Source organism: Curtobacterium sp. MCBD17_008, assembly GCF_003234475.1.
Classification (GTDB): domain Bacteria; phylum Actinomycetota; class Actinomycetes; order Actinomycetales; family Microbacteriaceae; genus Curtobacterium.
This window is the reverse complement of the sequence record NZ_QKTK01000012.1, coordinates 52,135-73,223: the sequence shown is the minus strand read 5'-3', so window position 1 is coordinate 73,223 and position 21,089 is coordinate 52,135. Positions and strand designations below refer to the sequence as shown.

Annotated in this window: 18 protein-coding genes; 8 read left to right on the top strand and 10 right to left on the bottom strand. The window is 72.9% G+C overall.

Features of this window, described 5'->3' with window-relative positions:
- Window positions 1-13 precede the first annotated feature (13 nt).
- Window positions 14-2,395, top strand: coding sequence for a phosphoribosylformylglycinamidine synthase subunit PurL (gene purL, locus DEI95_RS12060; protein WP_258367589.1), 2,382 nt, complete (start codon window positions 14-16; stop codon window positions 2,393-2,395).
- A 5-nt stretch (window positions 2,396-2,400) separates the two neighbouring features.
- Window positions 2,401-3,336 (top strand): 2-hydroxyacid dehydrogenase, encoded by a 936-nt coding sequence (locus DEI95_RS12055; RefSeq protein ID WP_258367588.1) that lies wholly within the window; start codon window positions 2,401-2,403, stop codon window positions 3,334-3,336.
- Window positions 3,337-3,390: 54 nt separating this feature from the next.
- On the opposite strand, the gene DEI95_RS12050 is transcribed toward DEI95_RS12055, so the two are convergent.
- Both DEI95_RS12050 and DEI95_RS12045 read right to left on the bottom strand, forming a co-directional pair.
- Window positions 3,391-4,551, bottom strand: a complete 1,161-nt coding sequence (locus tag DEI95_RS12050; RefSeq protein WP_111060375.1) for a beta-propeller fold lactonase family protein — start codon at window positions 4,549-4,551, stop codon at window positions 3,391-3,393.
- Entirely contained in the window at window positions 4,548-4,865 is a 318-nt protein-coding gene (locus DEI95_RS12045; protein ID WP_110823490.1) for a chorismate mutase, read from the bottom strand. Before DEI95_RS12045 ends, DEI95_RS12050 begins: the two co-directional genes overlap by 4 nt.
- 78 nt (window positions 4,866-4,943) lie before the next feature.
- On the opposite strand from DEI95_RS12045, the gene DEI95_RS12040 reads away from it, so the two are divergent.
- Window positions 4,944-5,348, top strand: a complete 405-nt coding sequence (locus DEI95_RS12040; protein WP_220032815.1) for a DUF1304 domain-containing protein — start codon at window positions 4,944-4,946, stop codon at window positions 5,346-5,348.
- Between the two features lie 736 nt (window positions 5,349-6,084).
- On the opposite strand, the gene DEI95_RS12035 is transcribed toward DEI95_RS12040, so the two are convergent.
- The gene (locus DEI95_RS12035; protein ID WP_258367587.1) at window positions 6,085-7,101 is read right to left on the bottom strand and encodes an iron-siderophore ABC transporter substrate-binding protein; all 1,017 of its coding nucleotides are present in this window, start codon (window positions 7,099-7,101) and stop codon (window positions 6,085-6,087) included.
- 104 nt (window positions 7,102-7,205) lie between these two features.
- Here DEI95_RS12035 and DEI95_RS12030 point away from each other — a divergent pair, with 104 nt between their 5' ends.
- The gene (locus tag DEI95_RS12030) at window positions 7,206-8,075 is read left to right on the top strand and encodes a shikimate dehydrogenase (RefSeq protein ID WP_111060374.1); all 870 of its coding nucleotides are present in this window, start codon (window positions 7,206-7,208) and stop codon (window positions 8,073-8,075) included.
- A gap of 186 nt (window positions 8,076-8,261) precedes the next feature.
- On the opposite strand, the gene DEI95_RS12025 is transcribed toward DEI95_RS12030, so the two are convergent.
- The 3 genes from DEI95_RS12025 to DEI95_RS12015 form a co-directional block, all read right to left on the bottom strand.
- Window positions 8,262-8,642, bottom strand: a complete 381-nt coding sequence (locus tag DEI95_RS12025) for a YchJ family protein (RefSeq protein WP_111060373.1) — start codon at window positions 8,640-8,642, stop codon at window positions 8,262-8,264.
- Window positions 8,643-8,679: 37 nt separating this feature from the next.
- Window positions 8,680-9,105, bottom strand: coding sequence for an organic hydroperoxide resistance protein (locus DEI95_RS12020; RefSeq protein WP_110890749.1), 426 nt, complete (start codon window positions 9,103-9,105; stop codon window positions 8,680-8,682).
- A 129-nt stretch (window positions 9,106-9,234) separates the two neighbouring features.
- A complete protein-coding gene (locus tag DEI95_RS12015; RefSeq protein ID WP_111060372.1) occupies window positions 9,235-9,819 on the bottom strand; it encodes a TetR/AcrR family transcriptional regulator in 585 nt (194 codons plus the stop codon).
- A gap of 84 nt (window positions 9,820-9,903) precedes the next feature.
- On the opposite strand from DEI95_RS12015, the gene DEI95_RS12010 reads away from it, so the two are divergent.
- The 3 genes from DEI95_RS12010 to DEI95_RS12000 are packed head-to-tail and all read left to right on the top strand — an operon-like array spanning window position 9,904 to window position 12,133.
- Window positions 9,904-10,689 carry an SDR family oxidoreductase gene (locus DEI95_RS12010; RefSeq protein ID WP_111060371.1) on the top strand — a complete coding sequence of 262 codons (786 nt, stop codon included), beginning with the start codon at window positions 9,904-9,906 and terminating at the stop codon, window positions 10,687-10,689.
- Between the two features lie 55 nt (window positions 10,690-10,744).
- A complete protein-coding gene (locus tag DEI95_RS12005; protein ID WP_111060370.1) occupies window positions 10,745-11,419 on the top strand; it encodes a hypothetical protein in 675 nt (224 codons plus the stop codon).
- A gap of 36 nt (window positions 11,420-11,455) precedes the next feature.
- Window positions 11,456-12,133 carry a maleylpyruvate isomerase N-terminal domain-containing protein gene (locus DEI95_RS12000; protein ID WP_111060369.1) on the top strand — a complete coding sequence of 226 codons (678 nt, stop codon included), beginning with the start codon at window positions 11,456-11,458 and terminating at the stop codon, window positions 12,131-12,133.
- On the opposite strand, the gene DEI95_RS11995 is transcribed toward DEI95_RS12000, so the two are convergent.
- Window positions 12,118-12,816 (bottom strand): NAD(P)H-dependent oxidoreductase, encoded by a 699-nt coding sequence (locus tag DEI95_RS11995; protein WP_111060368.1) that lies wholly within the window; start codon window positions 12,814-12,816, stop codon window positions 12,118-12,120. The genes DEI95_RS12000 and DEI95_RS11995 overlap by 16 nt on opposite strands.
- Window positions 12,817-12,825: 9 nt before the next feature.
- Window positions 12,826-12,993, bottom strand: a complete 168-nt coding sequence (locus tag DEI95_RS16990) for a hypothetical protein (protein WP_258367586.1) — start codon at window positions 12,991-12,993, stop codon at window positions 12,826-12,828.
- Here DEI95_RS16990 and DEI95_RS11990 point away from each other — a divergent pair.
- Window positions 12,925-13,614 carry an SOS response-associated peptidase gene (locus DEI95_RS11990; RefSeq protein ID WP_258367597.1) on the top strand — a complete coding sequence of 230 codons (690 nt, stop codon included), beginning with the start codon at window positions 12,925-12,927 and terminating at the stop codon, window positions 13,612-13,614. The genes DEI95_RS16990 and DEI95_RS11990 overlap by 69 nt on opposite strands.
- Here DEI95_RS11990 and DEI95_RS11985 read toward each other — a convergent pair.
- Together DEI95_RS11985 and DEI95_RS11980 are read right to left on the bottom strand one after the other, a co-directional pair.
- Window positions 13,595-13,804, bottom strand: a complete 210-nt coding sequence (locus tag DEI95_RS11985) for a hypothetical protein (protein WP_111060366.1) — start codon at window positions 13,802-13,804, stop codon at window positions 13,595-13,597. The two genes, DEI95_RS11990 and DEI95_RS11985, sit on opposite strands and share 20 nt — an antisense overlap.
- Before the next feature lie 217 nt (window positions 13,805-14,021).
- Window positions 14,022-20,798 (bottom strand): Ig-like domain-containing protein, encoded by a 6,777-nt coding sequence (locus DEI95_RS11980; RefSeq protein WP_181436320.1) that lies wholly within the window; start codon window positions 20,796-20,798, stop codon window positions 14,022-14,024.
- Window positions 20,799-21,089: the final 291 nt, after the last annotated feature.

The window sequence follows — 21,089 nt, the reverse complement described above, 5'->3', positions numbered from 1 at the left end:
GAACGACAACACCGTGACCACGCCCGTCCGCCCGAAGCCCGACACCGTCCAGGACGCCGCCGAGACGCCCGACAAGGAGCAGCCGTACGCGGCCCTCGGGCTCAAGGACGACGAGTACGCGAAGATCCGCGAGATCCTCGGCCGCCGCCCCACCTCGGGCGAGCTGGCGATGTACTCGGTGATGTGGTCCGAGCACTGCTCGTACAAGTCGAGCAAGAACTACCTCCGCCAGTTCGGCCAGAAGGTCACGCCGGAGATGAAGAAGAACCTGATGGTCGGCATGGGCGAGAACGCCGGTGTCGTCGACGTGGGTGACGGCTGGGCGGTGACCTTCAAGGTCGAGTCGCACAACCACCCCTCCTACGTGGAGCCGTACCAGGGCGCTGCCACCGGTGTCGGCGGGATCGTCCGCGACATCATCTCGATGGGCGCACGTCCGGTCGCGGTCATGGACCAGCTCCGCTTCGGTGCCATCGACCACGAGGACACCGCCCGCGTCGTGCACGGCGTCGTCGGCGGCATCTCGTTCTACGGCAACTGCCTCGGCCTGCCGAACATCGGCGGCGAGACCTACTTCGACCCGGTGTACCAGGGCAACCCGCTCGTCAACGCCCTCGCGGTCGGAGTCCTTCGTCACGAGGACCTGCACCTGGCGAACGCGTCCGGCGCCGGCAACAAGGTCGTGCTCTTCGGTGCCCGCACCGGTGGCGACGGCATCGGCGGGGCGTCGATCCTGGCGTCCGACACCTTCACCGAGGGCGGCCCGACCAAGCGTCCCGCCGTCCAGGTCGGCGACCCGTTCGCCGAGAAGGTGCTCATCGAGTGCTGCCTCGAGCTGTTCCAGAAGGAGCTCGTCGAGGGCATCCAGGACCTCGGCGCCGCGGGCATCTCGTGCGCGACCTCCGAGCTCGCGAGCAACGGCGACGGCGGCATGCACATCTCGCTCGACGACGTCCTGCTGCGCGACCCCTCGCTCACGGCAGAGGAGATCCTCATGTCGGAGAGCCAGGAGCGCATGATGGCGGTCGTCCGCCCCGACAAGCTCGACGCCTTCCTGCAGGTCGTCGGCAAGTGGGAGGTCGAGACGAGCGTCCTCGGCGAGGTCACCGGCACCGGCCGCCTCGTCATCGACTGGCAGGGCCAGGAGATCGTCAACGTCGACCCGCGCACGGTCGCCGTCGACGGTCCGGTGTACGACCGCCCGGTCGCGTACCCGACCTGGATCGACGCACTGCAGGCCGACGGCGCCGAGTCGCTCGACCGCCCGGAGACCGGCCCCGCCCTCAAGGCACAGGTCCTGCAGCTGCTCGGCTCCCCGAACCTGTCCTCGAAGAACTGGGTCACGAACCAGTACGACACCTACGTGCTCGGCAACACGGCGCTGTCCTTCCCCGACGACGGTGGCATGGTCCGCGTCGACGAGGAGACCGGGCTCGGCGTCGCGATCGCCACCGACGCGAACGGCCGCTACTGCCAGCTCGACCCGAAGCAGGGAGCTCGGCTGGCCCTCGCCGAGGCGTACCGGAACGTCGCCGTCACCGGTGCCGTCCCCGCTGCCGTGACCGACTGCCTGAACTTCGGCTCCCCGGAGAACCCCGAGGTGATGTGGCAGTTCTCCGAGGCCGTCGAGGGCCTCGCGGACGGCTGCATGGAGCTCGGCATCCCGGTGACCGGCGGCAACGTGTCGTTCTACAACCAGACCGGTGACACCCCGATCCACCCGACGCCCGTCGTCGGCGTGCTCGGCGTGATCGACGACGTCGCCAAACGGATCCCGTCCGGCTGGCAGGACGACGGCCACAACATCTATCTGCTCGGCACGACGAGCCTCGAGCTCGACGGGTCGGCCTGGGCCGGCACCGTGCACGGGCACCTCGGCGGTCGCCCGCCGGCGGTGGACCTCGGGCGCGAGAAGGCGCTGGCGGAGCTGCTGGCCGCCGCGGCCGACGAGCAGCTGCTCACGAGCGCACACGACCTGGCGGACGGCGGCCTCGGCCAGACCCTCGCCGAGTCGGTCCTGCGCTTCGGCCTCGGTGCCCGGGTCGTGCTCGACGAACTCGAGTCCCGTGACGGCGTCGACACCGCGACCGCGCTGTTCTCCGAGTCGACCGGCCGCGTCATCGTGACCGTGCGCCGCGAGGACGACGTCCGCTTCCAGGGCCTCTGCAACGGCCGGGGCTACCCGGTCCTGCGCATCGGCGTGACCGACGCCACGTCGGGCTCGCTCGAGGTCCAGGGTGCGTTCGAGGCGACGATCGACGAGCTCCGCGACGCACACCGCGCCACGCTGCCGTCGCACTTCGGCGACGTCATCCAGGAGAACGTGACCGAGGGCTACGTGGGCCGCGGCCCGCTCGACTCGCACGGCGCGTTCTCGCCCCGCACGGACGCCTGAACCCGGTGCCGATCGTCACGCTGCCCTTCCAGGAGCTGGTCGACCGGTTCGGTCCGGTGCCCGACGGCATCGAGCTGGACGTCTGGGACGTCGAGGCGCCGTACCCCCGGGCCGAGCAGGTCGCCATCGCCTTCCTGCCGTTCTACTTCGGTGGACGGCACCGGTGGCAGTACGTGCACGACCTGCCGAACCTCGAGCTGCTGCAGCTGCCGAGTGCCGGGTACGAGTGGGCGATCCCGCACGTGCCCGGTCACGCGCACCTGGCGAACGGCCGCGGCATCCACGACGACGAGACGGCGGAGCTCGCGGTCGGCCTGGCGCTGACCTCCCTCCGCGAGATCGCGGTGTTCCAGTTCGACCGGGTCGAGCAGCGGTGGGACTCGCGGGAGACCCGGTCCCTCGCCGACCGTCGGGTCACCGTCGTCGGCTACGGCGCGATCGGTTCCGCCATCGCCACCCGGTTCGAGGCGTTCCGCACCGAGGTCACCGTCGTCGCGCGCACGGCCCGCGTGCAGGACGGTCGCCAGGTGCACGCCTTCGGCGACCTGCCGGAACTCGCCCGCACCACGGACGTCCTCGTGCTCATCGCGCCGCTCACCGACGAGACCGAGGGACTGGTCGACGCGGAACTCCTCGCGGCGCTGCCCGACGGCGCTCTCGTGGTGAACGTGGCCCGCGGCAAGGTCGTGGACACGGACGCCCTGGTCGCCGAGCTGCGGTCCGGCCGGCTCTCGGCGGCGCTCGACGTCACCGACCCGGAGCCGCTCCCCGCCGACCACCCGCTGTGGACGACACCGAACACCGTGCTCACGCCGCACGTCGGCGGCAACACGGACCTGAGCGTGCCGCGGTCCCTCGACCTGGTGCGCCGGCAGGTGTCGGCGCTGGCCGAGGGCCGGCCGTTCGAGAACCTCGTCGAGGTCCCCGTCCACCAGGGCTGAGCCTCCCGGCGGACGCGGCCGGGCCCGCCGGACGCGCCCCGAGCCTCCCGGCCCTCAGCGCTCCTGGAGCGGGATGATGCAGGTCGGGCTGCCGACCGCGATCTGCCCGACGGCGTCGCCCGGCACACCGTCTGCACCGACCGGCAGCACCGCGACGGCGTCGGACATCTGGTTCGCGACGAGCAGGTACCCGGGCACACGGGCGAAGTGCCGCGGCCACACGCCACCGGCCGACGCTGACCCGACGAACCGGAGCCCGCCGCCGGACGCGTCGAACACGACGATCTGGTCGCGCCCCCGGACGGCCACCGTGACGATGCCGTGCTCGTCGACCTCGACGTGACTGAGCAGCGAGGTGTCGACCGGCCCGTCGAAGGCGGCGGCAGCGCAGACCTCGCGGAGCGAGCCCGACTCGTCACGCCGCATCCGGTACACGCGACCGTCGAGCTCGCCGGCGACGACGAGGTCCCCGTCGAACCAGGCCATGTGTCGTGGTCCGGATCCGGGCGTCAGGTGGTGGACGCGCAGCGGCTCGATCGACACCGAGGCGGCATCGGCCACGACACGGAACTCGTGCAGGGCATCCCCTCCGAGGTCGGCGACCAGGACGGTCCCGGCCGGAGTGGCGATCGACTGGTGGGCGTGCGGGCCCTCCTGGCGGTCCCCGACCGGTCCGGTCGCGTCGGGCAGGAGCACGGTGGCGACGGCTGCGTCCGGCAGCGCCGCGGACACCCCGGTCCCCCGGCCGGCGATCCCGTGCCCCGAAGCCATGCCGTCGGCAGCGGGAGCCGTGGCCGTGGTGCCGCCGACGATGCCGTCACTGGCGGAGACGGAGGCCGCGTAGGACTCCGCTGCCTCGAGCGACACCGCGGTGACCGTGCCCGAGACGTAGTTCGTGACGACGAGTGCCCCGGACGGGTCGACCCGCACGTGGCACGGCGCGTCCCCGCCAGCGGGCGCATCCCACAGGTGCTCGAGAGCGGACCCGGACCGGCGGAACGCGTGCACCCCGCCGTCGGTCGTCTCCGACACGGCGTACACGCGGTCCCCCGACACGGCGAGGAAGGACGGGTCGTCCAGCACCGCGACGGTCGAGGCGACGAGGGTGGCCTCTCCGGCGGACTGCCCGGGACCGACGATCGAGATGCCCGTCGCGTTGCCCCCGCCGGTCGCCGTGTAGGACCCGACGAGCAGGTGCAGGTCGGGCAGCGTCACAGCTCGCCGACCGCGATGCGCTCGTGGTGGTGGATGACCTCGGCGACGATGAAGTTGAGGAACTTCTCCGCGAACGCGGGGTCGAGGTGCGACTCGGCTGCGAGGGACCGCAACCGTGCGACCTGGATCTGCTCACGCGAGGGGTCCGCCGCCGGCATGCCCGCCGCGGCCTTGAGGTACCCGACCCGCTGCGTGTACTTGAAGCGCTCGGCGAGCATGTGGATCACGGCGGCGTCGATGTTGTCGATGCTCTGCCGGATGCTCTGCAGTTCGGCGACGGCGTCCTCGTCGTTCGTGCTCGGGGCCTCGTTCATGCCCCGAGCCTACTGACCGAGCGCGGCCGGGACGAGGGGCGGACCCGAGCACCCATCGACTGCTGAGATGATGTCCTCATGACGGTTCTGCTCGCCATCTCCGGCGTCTTCGCGGTCCTGGCGGGCCTCGTGCACGTGTACATCTTCTTCCTGGAGTCCGTCGCGTGGACGAGCCCCCGGGTACGCCGCATCTTCGGCATCGCTTCCGACGCCGACGCGCAGGCCACGCGCGCGATGGCGTTCAACCAGGGCTTCTACAACCTGTTCCTCGCGATCGGCGCGGTCCTCGGCGTCGTGCTCGTGCTCGCGGACAACGGCGCGACCGGCTGGACGCTCGTCGTGTTCTCCTGCGCGAGCATGCTCGGTGCCGCGGTCGTCCTCGCGGGAACCGGCCGCAAGTACCTCAACTCCGCGTTCGTGCAGGGATCGTTCCCGCTCATCGCCCTGCTCTTCGCGTTCCTCGCGTCCACGTTCGGCGCCTGAGCCGGCACGGCCGCGGCGCCTGCGAGCGGCGCCACCGGGCCCCGCGCAACAGAAACCGATTCGAACCGCGGACTCCCGCAGTTCGAGCCGGTTCTCGTTGTGCCAGGCCGGTCGGGCCGCCGCCGGTCCGGCCGGTACCGGCCCGCGCCTCCCGGCCGTCCAGCCCGGCGTCGCCGCCGCGCCGCCGAGCGCCCCGGCGCCTGCGAGCGGCGCCACCGGGCCCCGCGCAACAGAAACCGGCTCGAACCGCGGACTCCCGCGGTTCGAGCCGGCCCTCGTTGTGCGAGACCGGTCGACGCCTGGCGCCGGGGCGCCGGCCGGGCGGCCCGCCCCACCACACACGGGCCGCCGCCGGTCCGCCGGTACCCGCCCGCGCCTCCCGGCCGTCCAGCCCGGCGTCGCCGCCACGCCGCCGCGTGCCCGCGTGCCCGCACAACAGAAACCGGCTCGAACCGCGGACTCCCGCAGTTCGAGCCGGTTCTCGTTGTGCGAGACCGGTCGACGCCTGGCGCCGGGGCGCCGGCCGGGAGGCCCGCCCCACCACGCTCGGGCCGCCGCCGGTCCGCCGGTACCGGCCCGCGCCTCCCGGCCGTCCAGCCCGGCGTCGCCGCCGCGCCGCCGCGCCGCCGCGCCGCCGCGTGCCCGCGCAACAGAAACCGGCTCGAACCGCGGAGTCCCGCGGTTCGAGCCGGTTTCCGTTGTGCGAGGCCGTTCAGCGCCGGCCAGTCGGTCGGCGTCAGCCGAGCTTCGCCGCGAACTCGTCCGGCAGACGCTCGAGCGCCCACTCGATCGCCGCGGTGGTCCCGAGCGAGAACGCCGTCGAGACGTCCGAGTCGTCGATGACGATGCTGTGCCCGGCCTCGACCGACGGCACCTTCTTGAAGAGCGGGTCGGCCTCGGCGGCAGACGCCTCGACGTAGATCGGTAGCACCACGGTCAGGTCCGCGTCGAGCAGGTCGAGGTTCTCGTTCGAGAGCGACACCGAGAACTCCTTGCCCGCAGCCTCGTCGATGGCCTTCGGGATCTCGAAGCCGAGGTTCTGCATGAACGTGGCGCGGCTGTCGCGGGAGGCGTACACGCCGAAGCCCTCGGACGTGTACGCACCGATCGCCGCGGTCTTGCCCGCGAACTCGGGGTGTGCCTCGCGCGCGGCGGCGTAGGAGTCGTCGAGGTCGCTGAGGAGCTTCTTGCCCTCGCTCTCCTTGCCGAGCGCCTTCGAGATCATGTCGACCTGCTCCGTGGTGGATGCGAGGTAGTTCTCGCCGCCCTTCGGGATCGCGACGGTCGGGGCGATGGCGGACAGCTTGTCGTAGCGGTCCTTGTCGCCCGAGCTCTTCACGTCGAGGATCACGTCGGGCTTGAGCTTGAGGATCTCCTCGTAGCTGGGCTCGAGCGTGTCGATGATCTTCGGCGCCTTGTCGTACGCGCCCTTGAGCCACGGGCCGACGCCCTCGCCACCGAAGGCGAGCCAGTCGCTGGCGCCGACGGGCTGCACGCCGAGTTCGAGCGCCGTCTCGGCGTCACCCCAGCCGAGGGCCACGACGCGCTTCGGGGCGGAGTCGATCGTCGTGGTGCCGAGGCCAGTCGCGATGGACACCGGGAAGGCCCCGTCGGACGAGCCTTCGCCGGAGGACTCGGACGAGGACGGGCTCGACGAGGAGCAACCGGTGAGTGCGAGGGAGACGGCGACGACGGCACCGGCCGCGGCGAGCACGCGCCCGAGGCGGCGCTTGGGGAGGGAGGTACGGATCACGAAGGGTAGCCTAACCTAAGCACTGCTTCCCCGGGGTTCCGTGTGACGCCCGCGGACAGGCAGACGCCCGCGGACAGGCCGAGGCACGCGGCTAGGCTGCCGACGTGGCAGCCTTCCCCGACGCCGACCGGACGCAGCTCGCCGTCCTCGGCTCCCCCATCGCCCACTCCCTCTCCCCCGCGCTGCACGCGGCGGCCTACGACGTGCTCGGCCTCCCGTTCTCGTACGGGAGGCACGAGGTCGCGTCCGGCGGGCTCGCCGCGTTCGTCGCGGGGCTGGGTCCGGAGTGGCGCGGGCTCAGCCTGACCATGCCGCTCAAGCGCGAGGTGGTGCCGCTCCTCGACCGGACGACCCCGCTCGTCGACGAGCTCGGGGTCGCGAACACGGTCGCGTTCCGCCACGAGGGCTCCTCGGTCGTCCTCGCCGGCGCGAACACGGACGTCGAGGGGATCGTCCGCCCGGTCGCCGCACTCGGTCACGTGCCCGGCGAGGCCGTGATCCTGGGTGGTGGAGCGACCGCGGCGAGCGCCCTCACGGCGTCCCTGCGGCTCGGAGCCTCACTGGTGCGGGTGTTCCTGCGCGACACCGGCAAGGCGGGTGACCTCGTCATGCTCGGCGCCCGGCTCGGGGTCACGCTCGAGGTGCACCCCCTCGACGAGCTCGCGTCCGCCGGGCCGATGGGCTTCGTGGTGTCGACCCTGCCGGGAGGCGCAGCGGACGACCTGCCGCTCGTGCCGTCCGGACCCGACGCGGTGCTGTTCGACGTGGCCTACGAGCCGTGGCCGACCCGGGCCTCCACGGCGTGGACCGGAGCTGGCGGTCGCGTGCTGAACGGCCTCGACATGCTCAGCGAGCAGGCGATCGGGCAGATCCGCTTCTTCCTGACCGGGGACGAGGACGAACTCCTGCCGTCCGAGGCCGAGGTCCGCCGGGCGATGCGCGCTGCCGTGGGCCTGCCGCCGACGATCGGCTGACTCTCTCGCCGCGAGGCACCGCTGCGCCCGGGCCCGCGAGACGCCCCCGTCTACCTTCGACGCCGCCGAGTGGCCGAGACGCCGCTGAATCTGGCGGCGTCTCGGCCAGCTCGCGGCGTCTCGGTCACCTCGCGGCGCTTCGCGCGGACGCCCCCGTCTCGCGCGCACCGGCCCGAGCCTGGGCGGTCAGGCCACGACACCGTCGACGTAGTACCAGCGGCCGGCCTCGCGGACGAACTCGCTCGTCTCCTCGAGTGTCCCCCGCTCGTTGTCCGCGCGCCACCACGCGCGGAACGTGACCGTGCCCGCGGTGTCGAACGGGCCTCCCGACCGGGTCGCGACGATGTCGAGCCGCGTCCACCGCTGCGCCGGGTCGAGGTCGAGCGTCGCCGGGCGCGTGCTCGGGTGCCAGCTGTCCAGCAGGTACCGAGGCAGACCGAGCGCGAAGGCGGAGAACCGCGAGCGCATGAGCCGCTCGGCGGTCGGAGCGGGCGCGCCGGCGTGCAGGGGTCCGCAGCACTCGTCGTAGGGGTTCCCGCTCAGGCAGGGGCAGCGCTCGGTGCTCACCGCTCCAGCCTAGGGAGCGGCGAGCACCGCACGAGCATCAGTCGACGAGCGAGAGCGTCACCGTGATGTTGCCGCGCGTGGCGTTCGAGTACGGGCAGATGGTGTGTGCGAGCTCGACCAGGCGCTGCCGCGAGGTGCCCTCGACGGCGGGCGCGTAGACGTCGAGTTCGACCGCGAGGCCGAAGCCACCCGTGCCGTTGCCACCGATGCTGACCTCGGCGGAGACCTCGGCGCCGGTGGTGTCGAGCTCGAGCTGCTTCCCCGCGACGTGCAGCGCGCCGAGGAAGCACGCGGCGTACCCGGCGGCGAACAGCTGCTCGGGGTTGGTGCCCTCGCCGCTGCCACCCATCTCCTTCGGCGGACGTGTGTCGAGGTCGATGCGGTCGTCCTCGGTGCGGACGTGTCCGTCGCGGCCGCCCCCGGTGGCGTGGGCGGCTGCGGTGTAGACGATGTCGAGAGTCATGGCCCCAGGTCAGCGACCGTCGCTGGACGATCGCTGGGGAGGCGCGGGACGGCGCTGCTCGTCGGCCCGGCTGGCGAGCGGCGTCGGGCGTGTCCGGACTCCCGCGCACGCGAGCGTCCGGCGGTCGGTTCAGCTGATGAAGGTGTCGACGAGCGCCGTCGCGTCTTCGACGACCGACCGCTCCCACTGCTGCCGGGTCTTCCGGATGCGCGTGACGACCAGACCGTGCAGGGCGATCCAGAGCAGGTCCGCCTGCAACCGCTCGTCCCGGTCGCCCGCGGGCAGGCCGACGAGGAGGGCGTCGAGGCGGCTCTGCAGTCGGTCGATCCCGGACTCGACCGTCGCCGGGTCCTCCAGCAGGTCCCGCCCCTCGAACAGCAGCTGGTACGCGCCGGGGTTCGCGACCGCCCAGGTGACGTACGCGCTCGCGGTGGTCCGCAACGCCGTGGCGCGGTCGTCGATCGACTCGCTCGCGCCTGCGTCGTCGATCGCCGTGGTGAGCGCGGTGAGGCTCTGGCTGGCCACGGCGATGAGCAGTGCCTGCTGGGACGGGAAGTGCCGGTACACGGCGGTCGCCGACACGCCACAGGCACGCGCGGTCTCCCTGAGGGACGGCGGGGTGACGGCCAGGCGCTGCGACAACAGGTCCGTCGCGGCTGCGAGGAGGTCGTCCCGCAGCTGGTCGCCCGTGCGGGTACGCGACGTGTTCGTCATGGAGCAACTGTTGCACGCGCGAGAGGTTGACACCCGTCAACCTCTCACCTAGGTTTACACCCGTCAACCTCGAAGGAGCAGTCCATGGACCACACCGACACCACAGCGCTCGTCACCGGCGCGAGTTCCGGCATCGGACGCGAGTTCGCCCGTGCCCTGGCCGCGCGCGGAGCCGACCTGGTGCTGGTCGCGCGCCGGGCCGACGTCCTCGAGGATCTGGCGCAGTCACTCCGGGCTGCGCACGGAAGGGTGGTGACCGTCGTGCCGCTCGACCTCACGCAGCCAGCGAGCGGCACGCGCCTGCTCACACAACTCGACCGGCTGGGCGTCCGCGTGGACACGGTGGTGAACTGCGCCGGCATCGGTCTGACCCGCGACTTCGTGGACAGCACGCCGTCCGAACTCGAGGACCAGCTCGCCGTCAACATCGACGCCGTCGTCGACGTGTGCCACGCGTTCCTCCCCCGGCTCGTGTCCTCCGGCCGCGGCGTGCTGCTCAACGTCGCGAGCCTCACGGCGTACATGCCGACGCCGGGGATGGCGGTCTACGCAGCCTCGAAGGCCTTCGTCCTGCGGTTCACCGAGGCGTTGGCGTACGAGTTGCGCGACGCCGGGGTCACCGTCATGGCCTTCTCGCCCGGTCCGACGAAGACCGAGTTCTACCGGAACTCCGGCACGGACGAGGGTCGGGTGCGCTTCGAGACGCCCGAGCAGGTCGTGGCGGCCGCGTTCCGGGCCCTCGACAAGCCGACGCCCCCGGTCAGCGCCGTCTCGGGCAGTGCGAACACGCGGACCAGTCGCATCGCGCCGCTGCTCCCGCGGCGGACGGTCCTGCGCCTGGCCGACTCGTCCCCGAGGACGACGGCCTGACCTCGTCCCTGCACCGGGACGGCCGCCGAGGAGGCATGAGCGGTAGACAGGGGACGTGTACCGACTCGGCTGGCAGGTGTTCCGCGCGCGGTTCGGGCAGGACGTCTCCGTCGACCGGCTCCGACGTGCCCTGGTGGTCGGCGGTGTCGTCGCGGTCGGCATCGGGGTGCTGCTCGCAGTGACCGACGCAGGGACCGGCTGGATGGGCGTCGGTCCGGGGCTGTCCCCACTCGTCGTCGTCCTGGGGGCGCTGGCGGCCGGACTCATCACGGTGTCGTGCTTCCCGGTGCGACGCACGGGCGAACCGCCGGCGACGATCAACGGGTACCAGGTGCGGCCGGACACGATGCGGATCGCTCGGCACTCGGTGCAGCGTTACCTCGGACGGCGGATGCCCGACGTGCAGCCCAACGACCGGGAGGCCGTACTCAACGACACGGCACTGGTGCGCCGGACGCTCGTCGTCGATGTGGTGCGGGCGGCTCCGGGCCTCCTGGGGTTCGCGCTCATCGGTGCCGTGGTGCTCCTGCTCGGAGGTCGTCACGGTCTCGGGTTCGTCATGGCCTTCGGCTACCTCGGACTCGTCCCCGACCGCATCCTCCGGCTCGGCCGGGCTGAGCGCGCCCACCGTGCCGCTGCTGCTCTCCCGCCGACCGAGCCAGGATCGACCACCCCGACCGGCCGGAACCGGTTCCCGTCCGGGTCGAAGGTCGGCCTGCCCGACGTCTGACCCCGCGCGCGGTGACCGTCACGGCAGGATGAGCCCATGGACACCCGCGCACTGTTCGCCGCGACCGCGCAGTCATTCGTCGACCTGGTCGCCGCACTGCCCTCCCCCGCCGAGGACGCAGCGCTGTGGTCCGCGCCGGCGCTCGGCGTCTGGGACCTCCGCGCGCTCGTCGGACACACGAACCGCGCGCTCGGCACGGTGGCGACGTACGCCACGGCGCTCGACCACGACCACACGGGCCCGGAGTCCCGAAGCACCACGACGACCGTGACCGACCTCTCCGACGCGGTGGACTACCTCCGGACCGCGACCGGCACGGCGACCGACCCGGACGAGGTCGCCGCGCGCGGTGTCTCGGCCGGCGGCTCGCTGGGCACCGATCCGGCCGCCGCGGTGTCGGCCGCTCGCGACGACGCCCTGGCTGCTCTCGCGGCGGTCCCGTCGGGCGCCCGCATCTCGGTGGTCGGCGGCCTCCGTCTGCCGGTCGAGGAGTACCTGCGCACCCGCATGGTCGAACTGGTCGTGCACGGCAGTGACATCACGCGCGCCGCGGGCGCAGCGGGCACCACGGTCCCGTTCGCCCCGCCGCAGCCAGCGGTGGTCGCCGCCGCCGTGCTGCTCGCCGAGGTCGGGGCGCACCGCGGCGACGGCCCGCTGCTGCTCGCCGCCCTGACCGGCCGGGGTCCCCTGCCGCCCGGCTACTCGGTGCTCTGACCGTCAGCCCCGACGACACCGGCAGCCCCGACGACACCAGCGGCACCACCGACAGCGGCACCCCCGACGACACCGGCAGCACCATCGACACCGACCGCACCGCTGACGGCCCGCGCGATCCGCTGGACGGCGCCGTCGACGAGGGCTCGGCGCGCCACGTCGTCGTCCTGCTCCGACTCGTGCACGAACGCCGTCTCCCCACGGACCGCTCCGCAGTAGTCGACGATGCCGTGCTCGATCTGCGTCCGGATCGCCTGCTCGTAGCCGTGCCGCTCGTACGTCCCGGCCGCGTCGCCGGCGACCGGCAGCAGGTGCACCGTGAGGCGGCCGAGGTTCCGCCGCGTCCCGCCGGTCGGGTCGATGTCGAACGCCCAGCCGTTGACGAAAACGCGGTCGGCCCAGCCCTTCAGGAGCGCCGGCATCGACCACCAGTAGACCGGGAACACCAGCACGAGGTGGTCGGTGGCGTCGAGCCGCTGCTGCTCGCCGAGGACGTCGTCGGGGAGCGCACCGGTGCCGCGGTAGGCGTCCCGGTCAGCGGGGCCGAAGCGCGGGTCGAACCCCTCGGCGGCGAGGTCGACCAGCTCGACCTCGCCGGGGTGCAAGGCGGCCCGCAGCTGTCGGGCGATGCCCGCCGTGAGCGAGTCCGGGTCGGGGTGAGCGGTGACGATCAGGGTCTGCACGGCCGACAGTCAAGCGGACCCGGCTGAGCCCGCACCGACGTCGGCGGGTCCGGGCACACTGGTCGCATATGTGGCCGCTTCGTCGTCTCCGACACCACCGCTGACCTCCTGCCCGAGCTCGTCGGTGAGCTCGCCGCGCGCACCGAGCACGTCGACGAGGACACCGGCGAGGTGCACGCCGGCCTCGCGCCGAGCTGGAACGTCGCGCCGACCGACCCCGTGTACGCGGTCCGGCAGCGGCACGGGCAGCGCGAGCTCCCGCAGATCAGCTGGGGTTTCGTGCCGAGCTGGGCGAAGGACTTCGCCAAGCAGCGCCCGAAGCCGATCAACGCCCGCATCGAGACCGTGGCGACGAGCGGCATGTTCAAGCGGGCCTTCGCCACGAACCGCTGCATCATCCCCGCGCAGGGCTACTACGAGTGGGTCGTGCGCGAGGACGGCAAGGAACCCCACTTCGTGCACGAGCCCGGCGGCGCGCTGGCGATGGCCGGCGTGGTGAGCGCCTGGCCGGACCCGACCAAGCCCGAGGACGACCCGGACAAGTGGCGCCTGTCGCTCGCGATCATCACGCGGGACGCCCACGTGGCCCCGGGCGAGGTGCACGACCGCATGCCGGCGTTCCTCACCCCCGACGGCTACGACGCCTGGCTCGGCGAGGGTGCCGGCACGGACGACCTGCTCACCCTGCTCGACCGGGAGTCGCTCGAGGTCGCTGCCGGCCTGCAGCAGTACGAGGTCGCCCGCACGGTGAACAGCGTCCGGAACGACGGCCCGCACCTCATCGACCCGGTCGCCTGACCGTCCGTTCCCCGGTCTGCGTGGACCCACGGCGGGTTGCCCGCGTGGCCGTCCGGACGAGCAGCCAGATCGCGGCGGAGATCACGAGGAGGACGAGCACCAGGCAGATGCTCCAGGCGATGTCGTACCCGATGGGGATGACGGGGTTGTGTGCTTCCTGCGCGATCACCGTCGCGGCGGTCCTGGACATGGCGTGTGGTCGACCTTCCCCCTCGCGCCGCAGCCACCCTCGCGACTGCGTGGACGCCGGTCCGTTCTACCGCTGCCGACGAGACCACCACAAGCCCTCCTCGAGACCGTGACCACCCGGTGACACCGCCCCGGCGACGCCGCCGACGGACGGGAGGCCCGACCCCCGCGAGCCTGTCGACTCACCGAGGTCGGGCCTCCCGTCCGGTGCTGCGCGCCTAGCCGCGCCGACGCGGTCCGCTCACCGGCGCGACCATCCGCCGCCGGAGCAGCAGCGCGGCTCCGGCGAGCACGAGGGCGAACGCCCCGAGCCCGAGCCCGAGCAGCCCGGTGCTGCCGGTGAAGGCGAGCGTCGCGACGTGCACGACGGCGGCGAGCCCGGTCGGGTACCGGACGGTGATCGTCGCGGTGACCACCTGTCCGGCGGTGTCCTGGACCGTGTAGTCGGCCGTCAGCGTGCCGTGGTGGTCGCGCTCCGGGGTGAAGGTGACCGCACCGTCCTCGACGCTCCAGGTGCCGGATCCGTCCACGGTGAAGCGGTCGGTCATGTGCCCGGTGGTGGGGTCGAGCAGGTGCAGGGTGTCGGTGTCGAACGTGCTGCCGCCGGTCGGGGTGTCGTTCCCGAGCGGTGTGACGGTCAGGCGCTCACCCGTCCGTCCGGTGCGCTCGTCGTCGCGGGCGACCGCCGCGGCGACGACCCGGATGGTCGCGGTCGCGGTGGTCGTCTGCCCGGAGGCGTCGGTCACCGCGTACACGAACGTGTCCGTCCCGGTGAAGCCCGCGGCCGGCGTGTAGACGTACGACCCGTCGGCGTGCACGCGGACGGTGCCGTGCTCGGCCTTCCGGTGCAGGCCCGTGGTGAGCGCGGTGCCGTCGTCGTTGCGGAGCAGGCCGTGCGGGGCGTCGACGGCGAGCGGCGTGCCGGCGACGGTGCTGCCGGTGTCGTCGACCGCGGTGACTCCGACGGTCACGGTGACGGTCGCGTCGGTGCGCTGGCCGGCGGCGTCCTGTGCCGTGTAGGGCACGGTGTCGACGCCGGAGAACCGCTTCGCCGGGGTGTAGACGAACGTGCCGTCCGCGGCGAGTGTGGCGGTGCCGTGCGCTGCGGTGCCGACGGCGACGACGGTCAGGTCGGTGCCCGAGTCGTTGCCGAGGACGCCGGGGCCGCGCACGGTGACGGGCTTGCCGGCACCCGTGCGGGTGGCGTCGTCGGTCGCGGTCGGGGTGACGTCGATCGCGACGAGGGCGACGGCGGTGTTCTCCTCGGAGTCGTGCGCCGTGTAGGTGAACCAGTCGCGGCCGGACCAGTCGGCGGTCGGGGTGTACTCGTACGACCCGTCCTTCGCGAGCGCGATCCGCCCGTGCCGCGGCTCGACGTCGAGCGACGCCCAGAGCCCGGTGCCGGCGTCGTCGGACAGGACGCCCTTCGCGGCGGACATCCGGACGACGCCGTTCGTCGTCGTGGTGCTCCAGTCGTCGCCGGCGACGGCACCGACCAGGACGACGACGGTGGCCGTGGTGGTCTGCCCGGAGGCGTCGGTCACCTCGTACCGGAAGCGGTCGGTCCCGGAGGTCCCGGCAGCCGGCGTGTAGACGAGTCCGCCGTCGGTGCCCGTGGTGACGGTGCCCCGGTGGGCGTCACCGTGGCCGGTGACGGTCAGGCCGGTGCCGGAGTCGTTGCCGGTGAGGGTCGTGCCGGCGACGGCGAGCGGCGTGCCCGCGGGGGTCTTCAGCACGTCGTCGACGGCCGTCGGGGTGACGGTGACGGTGACGGTCGCCGAGGCGGTGCCGCCGGTCGGGTCGACCACGGTGTAGCGGAACCGGTCGGTGCCGGAGAACCCGTCAGCGGGGACGTACGTCACCGTCCCCGCGCCGGTGACGGTGACGGTGCCGTTCGTCGGTGCGCCCTGGGCCGCGGTGCCGACGCCGCTGACGCGGAGCGTGGTGCCCGAGTCGTTGCCGGTCACGGCGACCGCGACCGGGGTGCCCGCCGTGGTGCTGGCGGTGTCGTCGACGGCCTTCGGGACGATGGTGATCGTCACGGTGCCGGTCGTGGCGGTGCCGGAGCCGTCGGTCACGGTCACGTCGAACGTGTCCGGGCCGGAGTAGCCCGGCTTCGGCGTGTACGTGTACGAGCCGTCCCGGTCGACCTCGACCGCGCCGTGGTCCGGTGCGGTGTGGTCGGTGACCTGCAGGTCGGTGCCGGTCGAGCCCTGCAGCACACCCTGGTCGGCGGGGACGACGAGCTCGCCGTCCGCGGTGGCGCTCGAGTCGGAGGCGGCGAGGACCGGCGTGACGGTGATCGTCAGGGTGCTGGTCGCGGTGCTGCCGGAGGCGTCGGTCACGGTGACGGTGACGTGGTCGATGCCCGACCAGCCGGCGGCGGGCACGTACGTGACGGAGCCGTCCACGTCGACCGTGGCGGTGCCGGAGGCGCCGTTCGTGACGCCGGTGACGACCAGCCCGGTGCCGGAGTCGTCGGCGGTGAGCGCGGCCGAGGTGGCGGTCACCGGGTGCCCGGCCGGGGTCGTGCGGGTGTCGTCGCCGGCGCTCGGGGTGACGAGGACCATGACGACGCCGGTCGCCGCGTTGCCTGAGCCGTCGGTCGCCGTGTACGTGAACGTGTCCTTGCCGGAGAAGCCGTCGGCCGGCGTGTACGTGTACGAGCCGTCAGCCGCGAGCACGAGGGTGCCCTGGGCAGGCCGCTGGTCGAGCGCCGCGGTCAGGTCGGAGCCGCGGTCGTTCGCCAGGACACCGGTCGCCTTCGGCACGGTCAGCGTCGAGCCGGCGGTGACGGTGGCGCTGTCACGCATCGCCATCGGCCCGACGACGACCAGGACCGTCGCGGTCGCGGACTGCCCGGAGGCGTCGGTCACCGTGTACGTCAGGGTCTCGGTCCCGGAGAACCCGCGCTCCGGCGTGTAGACGACCGAGCCGTCCGCACCGAGGGTGACGGCTCCGTGTGCGGCACCGCTCACTCCCGTGACGGTGAGGCCGCTGCCGGAGTCGTTCCCGAGCAGCGTGGCCGCGGCGATGGTGAGCGGCCGGCCGGAGGCGGTGCCGACGGTGTCCGCCGTCGCGACGGGGCGCACCGTGACGGTCACGGTCACCGGGTCGGTGGTCCGCCCGGCGGCGTCGGTGGCCTCGTACGTGAACGAGTCCGTGCCGGAGAAGCCGGCGGCGGGCGTGTACGTGACCGAGCCGGAGCGCTCGACGACGGCCGTGCCGTTCGTCGGCTTCGTGACGACGGCCGTGCGGAGCCCGGACCCGGCGTCGTTGCGCTGGACGTCGAGCGTCGTCGGCCGGCTCGCCGAGGTCGTCGCGGTGTCGTCCTGCGCCACCGGGGTGACGACGAGCCGCACCGTGGCGGTCACGGGCGTCCCGGCGGTGTCGGTGGCCGTGTACGTGAACGAGTCGTCGCCGGAGAAGCCGTCGACCGGCGTGTACCGGAACGCACCGGTGGCCGCGTCGAGGACGAGGACGCCGGAGGTCGGCTCGGTGTGGCTCGCGACGGTCAGGCCGGTGCCCGAGTCGTTGCCGAGCACGCCGGTCGCGCGGGTGGTGCGGGCCAGGGTCTCCCCCGCCCGGACCGTGCCCGAATCGGCTGCCGCCACGGGGGCGACCACCACGGTCACGGTCCCGGTGCCGGTCGATCCGTTCGCGTCCGTCACCGTGTAGCCGAAGGTGTCCGCGCCGGAGAAGCCGTCCGCCGGGGTGACGGTGATCGAGCCGTCGGCGCCGAGGGTGACGGTGCTGTGCGCGCCGTCCGTGACGGCGGTGACGGTCAGGCCGACGCCGGAGTCGTTGCCGGTCAGGGCCCCCGAGGTCACGACGAGCGGCTGTCCCGCGACGGTGGTCAGCGTGTCGTCACCGGTGCTCGGCTTCACGGTGACGGTGACGAGGCCGGTCGCCGGGGTGCCGGAGCCGTCCGTCGCCGTGTACGTGAACGTGTCCTTGCCGGAGAAGCCGTCTGCGGGCGTGTACGTGTACGAGCCGTCGGCCGCGAGCGCGAGGGTGCCGTGTGCGGGCCGCTGGTCGACGGTCGCGGTCAGGTCGGAGCCGCGGTCGTTCGCCAGGACCCCGGTCGCCTTCGGCACGGTCAGCGTCGAGCCGGCCGTGACGGTGGCGCTGTCGCGCATCGCCATCGGCCCGACGAGGACGGTGATCGTCGCCGTGGTGGTCTGCCGGGAGGCGTCGGTCACCGTGTACGTGAGGGTCTCGGTCCCGGAGAACCCGGCTGCCGGCGTGTAGACGACGGAGCCGTCGGCTGCGAGCGTGGCGGTGCCGTGCGCGGCACCGGTCACCTTCGTGACCGTGAGGCCGGTGCCGGCGTCGTTCCCGAGGAGCGTGGCCGCGGCGATCGTGACGGTCTGGCCCGCCTTGCCGCCGGCGGTGTCGGCCGTCGCGACCGGGGTGACCGTGATCGTGACGACCACGGGGTCGGTGGTCTGCCCGGCGGCGTCGGTCACCGTGTAGGTGAAGGAGTCGGTGCCGGAGGAGCCGGCGACGGGCGAGTACTGCACGGTGCCGTCGGTCCCGACCGCGACCGCCCCGTGTGCCGGCTGGCTGACGACGGCGGTGGTGAGTCCGGTGCCGTGGTCGTTCGCCTGCACGTCGACGGTCACGGGCCGGTTCGCGGGGGTGGTCGTGGCGTCGGCGGTGGCGGACGGCCGCACGGTGATCGTGACCGTGGCCGAGGTCGTCGCACCGGTGGCGTCCGTGGCGGTGTAGTCGAAGCGGTCGGTGCCGGAGAACCCGTCGGCGGGCGTGTACGTGTAGGTGCCCGCGGCGGCGTCGAGCACGAGCGTGCCGTCTGCCGGGGTGCTCGAGGTCGCCACGCGGAGGCCGTCGCCGGCGTCGTTGCCGAGCACCCCGGTCGCGCGGGTGGTCGTGCTGACGGAGCTGCCGGCGTCCACCGTGGCGGTGTCGTCGACGGCCTTCGGGGCGACCCGGACGGTCACGGTGACGGTGTCGGACTTCCCGTTGCCGTCGACGACGGTCACGTCGAAGCCGTCGGTGCCGGAGTAGCCCGGGGCCGGCGTGTAGGTGGTGGTGCCGTCCTTCCCGACCACGACGGTGCCGTGTGCGGGCGTGGTGGTCCCGGCGACGGTCAGGTCGGTGCCGAGGTCGTTGCCGAGCAGGCCGGGAGCGGCGACCGTGGTGGTCTCGCCCGCAGTCGCACTGATGGTGTCGGCCTTCGCGGTCGGCAGGACGGTGATGCTGACGGTGCCGGTGATGGTCGCGCCGGCGCCGTCCTCCGCGGTGTAGGTGAAGGAGTCCGCGCCGGAGAACCGGGCGGTCGGCGTGTACACGTACGACCCGTCGGCGTCCACCGTCAGCGAGCCGTGCGCGGGGGCGCTGTTGCCGGTGACGGTCAGGCGCGAGCCACGGTCGTTCGCGAGGACGCCGTCGGCGGCGCTGGCCGTGGCGGTCGATCCGGCGTGCACGCTGAAGGCGTCGTCCACCGCGGTCGGTGTGACCGTGATGGTGACGGTGCTCGTCGAGCTCTGCCCGCCGCCGTCGGTCGCGGTGTAGTCGAACTGGTCCGTCCCGGAGAACCCGGCGGCCGGGCTGTACGCGAAGCTGCCGTCCGCCGCGGTCATCGTCAGGGTGCCGTGGGCCGGGTCGGTGTGCTTCGTGACCGTGAGGCCGGTGCCCGCGTCGTTCCGCAGGACGCCTGCGGCCGGGATGGTGAGCGCGGTGCCGACGGGGGTCGAGTACGTGTCCGCCGTGGTGGTGGCGCGGACGAGCCGCATCCGGTTCGTGAAGGTCACGACGACGTCAGTGCCGTCGGAGCCCACGGCCTGCGGGAAGGTGAAGGCAGCGGTCGAGCCGGTGCCGGACGCCACGACGGTGCCGCTGTTGACGTCGACGGCCTTCCACGTGGTGTCGTAGTCCGCCAGGTCGGCGGTCCCGGCGGCCTTCTGGGTGACCGTGTACTTCTTGCCCGGCGTGGTGAGGATGGCGCCGGCCTTCTGGTCCTGCAGTCCGGTGGCGCTGCCGGTCGTGACGGTGGACGTGCCCTTGCTCGTCGCGGTGATGCCGTCGCCGGTGATGTCGAGGCCGAACTGGTCGCCCGTGTGCCACCGCTGGTCGACACTCGTGCGACCCGTGACCGTGTCGGCGTAGTTGCAGCTGGCGAGGTCGCTCGCACCGAAGTTCCCGGTGACCGGGAAGCTCCGGACCTGGGTGCCCGAGGTGGGGTCGAGCTGGTAGATGGTGGTCGTCGAGACGGCGCTCGTGCCGGTGCCGCTGGTGGTCGTGTTCGAGACGTAGAGGTAGCCGTCCGACGAGAACGCGATGCCGGGGCTGTTCGTGCCCGACGGCAGCGTCGCGATCTCGGTGGTGCCCAGGTCCGTCTGGCCGGGGGCCGTCGGGACGGCCTCCGTGTTGACCCGGTGGACCTTGTCCGCCGCGACGACGAAGAAGAGCCCCTGCGAGCTGAAGGCGAAGTCGCCGTTGCCGGACTTCAGGCCGGTGATCTGTCCGACCTGTCCGATGGCCTTCTTCGTCACGGGGTCGTACGCCAGGAGCGCGCCGGCGTTGTCGCCGTAGTAGTAGTAGCCCGTGACCGGGTTCACCGCGCCGCGGATGATCGTCCGGACCTTGTCGGTGGCGACCGGCGACGAGGCCGTCCCGGTCTTCGGGTCGTAGGACCGCAGCGTGGCGGTGGTGTTGTTGCCCGCGGCGTACATCGCCGTGCCCTCGCGTGCGATGCCGAGGCCGTTGTTCGCCCCGGTGCCGAGGTCGGCGACGTCCACGGTCGAGCCCTTGCTCGTGCCCTGCGTGATGTCGATCGCGACGACCTTGCCGGCGCTGTTCGAGGCGTACAGCGTGTTCTGGTCGCAGACGAAGTGCCCGCCGTCCGTCGCCTGTACCGCGGCCGAGGCCGGAGCAGTGGTCGCGACGGTGGCCGCCGTGCTGAGCCCTGCGCCGACGAGCAGTGCGGCGCCGAGCATGGCGAGGGGGCGGAGGCCGGACGTGCGGCGGGGCACGGCGGAGCCCTGGGGAGCAGGCAGCATGGGTCACTTTCGGGTCGAGACAGCGCGCCTGGCGCGTTCGAGGGCCCGAAGACTCGGGGAACGGCAGCCGACGCCGATCCCGATCCTGGCAGGAAGCTGAAGCCGCATGGGGACAAGCAGAGTCCCCAGTAGGGGGGACCAGCGCCAGACGACGGGGTACACGCCCCCGGACTGGGGACAGGACACCGGGCCCCCGCGGGCCGGTTCTGGCCCTGCACCTCGTCCCCGCTCCGGCTCGCCTCCCCCGGCAACGTCGAAGCCCCG

Coding starts and splice junctions, on each gene's coding strand:
- DEI95_RS12045 (WP_110823490.1), bottom strand. CDS start 4,865: ATGAACGAGGCCCCGAGCACGAACGACGAGGACGCCGTCGCCGAACTG.
- DEI95_RS12040 (WP_220032815.1), top strand. CDS start 4,944: ATGACGGTTCTGCTCGCCATCTCCGGCGTCTTCGCGGTCCTGGCGGGC.
- DEI95_RS12020 (WP_110890749.1), bottom strand. CDS start 9,105: ATGACTCTCGACATCGTCTACACCGCAGCCGCCCACGCCACCGGGGGC.
- DEI95_RS12015 (WP_111060372.1), bottom strand. CDS start 9,819: ATGACGAACACGTCGCGTACCCGCACGGGCGACCAGCTGCGGGACGAC.
- DEI95_RS12010 (WP_111060371.1), top strand. CDS start 9,904: ATGGACCACACCGACACCACAGCGCTCGTCACCGGCGCGAGTTCCGGC.
- DEI95_RS12000 (WP_111060369.1), top strand. CDS start 11,456: ATGGACACCCGCGCACTGTTCGCCGCGACCGCGCAGTCATTCGTCGAC.
- DEI95_RS11985 (WP_111060366.1), bottom strand. CDS start 13,804: ATGTCCAGGACCGCCGCGACGGTGATCGCGCAGGAAGCACACAACCCC.